This is a genomic window from Acinetobacter sp. SM1B (genome assembly GCF_003289665.1).
GTDB classification, from domain to species: Bacteria; Pseudomonadota; Gammaproteobacteria; order Pseudomonadales; family Moraxellaceae; genus Acinetobacter; species Acinetobacter schindleri.
Window position 1 is genome coordinate 2,589,973 of the sequence record NZ_QMBM01000001.1, and the last position, 1,226, is coordinate 2,591,198.

Annotated in this window: 1 rRNA gene (running past one end of the window); it reads right to left on the reverse strand. The window is 49.7% G+C overall.

The features are described from left to right. Positions 1-1,204, reverse strand: a 23S ribosomal RNA gene (locus tag C8322_RS12485) (it extends 1,705 nt beyond the left edge of the window). Positions 1,205-1,226 lie beyond the last annotated feature (22 nt).

The following is a 1,226-nucleotide window of genomic DNA, read 5'->3' on the forward strand; positions in this document are numbered from 1 at the left end:
CCTTCATCGGCTTACAGAACGCTCCCCTACCACTTGCAATAAATTGCAAATCCGCAGCTTCGGCATATAGTTTTAGCCCCGTTACATCTTCCGCGCAGGCCGACTCGACTAGTGAGCTATTACGCTTTCTTTAAAGGGTGGCTGCTTCTAAGCCAACCTCCTAGCTGTCTATGCCTTCCCCATCGTTTCCCACTTAACTATAATTTAGGGGCCTTAGCTGGCGGTCTGGATTGTTTTCCTCTTGACTACGGACGTTAGCACCCGCAGTCTGTCTCCCGGATAGTACTCATTGGTATTCGGAGTTTGCATCGGTTTGGTAAGTCGGGATGACCCCCTAGCCGAAACAGTGCTCTACCCCCAATGGTATTCGTCCGAGGCGCTACCTAAATAGCTTTCGGGGAGAACCAGCTATCACCGAGTTTGATTAGCCTTTCACCCCTATCCACAAGTCATCCCCTGGCTTTTCAACGACAGTGGGTTCGGTCCTCCAGTCAGTGTTACCTAACCTTCAACCTGCTCATGGATAGATCACCCGGTTTCGGGTCTATACCCAGCAACTAAACGCCCTATTAAGACTCGGTTTCCCTACGGCTCCCCTATTCGGTTAACCTCGCTACTCAATATAAGTCGCTGACCCATTATACAAAAGGTACGCAGTCACCAAACAAGTTGGCTCCCACTGCTTGTATGCATGCGGTTTCAGGATCTATTTCACTCCCCTCACAGGGGTTCTTTTCGCCTTTCCCTCACGGTACTGGTTCACTATCGGTCAGTCAGGAGTATTTAGCCTTGGAGGATGGTCCCCCCATATTCAGACAAGGTTTCACGTGCCTCGCCCTACTCGACATCATCATATCAGCCCTTTCGTGTACAGGACTATCACCCACTATGGTTGCACTTCCCAGAGCATTCCACTAAAACTGATATGACTTAATGGGCTGTTCCCCGTTCGCTCGCCGCTACTGAGGGAATCTCAATTGATTTCTTTTCCTAGAGGTACTGAGATGTTTCACTTCCCTCCGTTCGCCTCGTATGACTATGTATTCATCATACGATACCTGGCTTATACCAGGTGGGTTTCCCCATTCAGACATCTCCGGATCACAGGATATTTGCCGCCTCCCCGGAGCTTTTCGCAGGCTATCACGTCTTTCTTCGCCTCTGACTGCCAAGGCATCCACCACATGCACTTAATTACTTGACTATACAACCCCAAACAGTCGTTT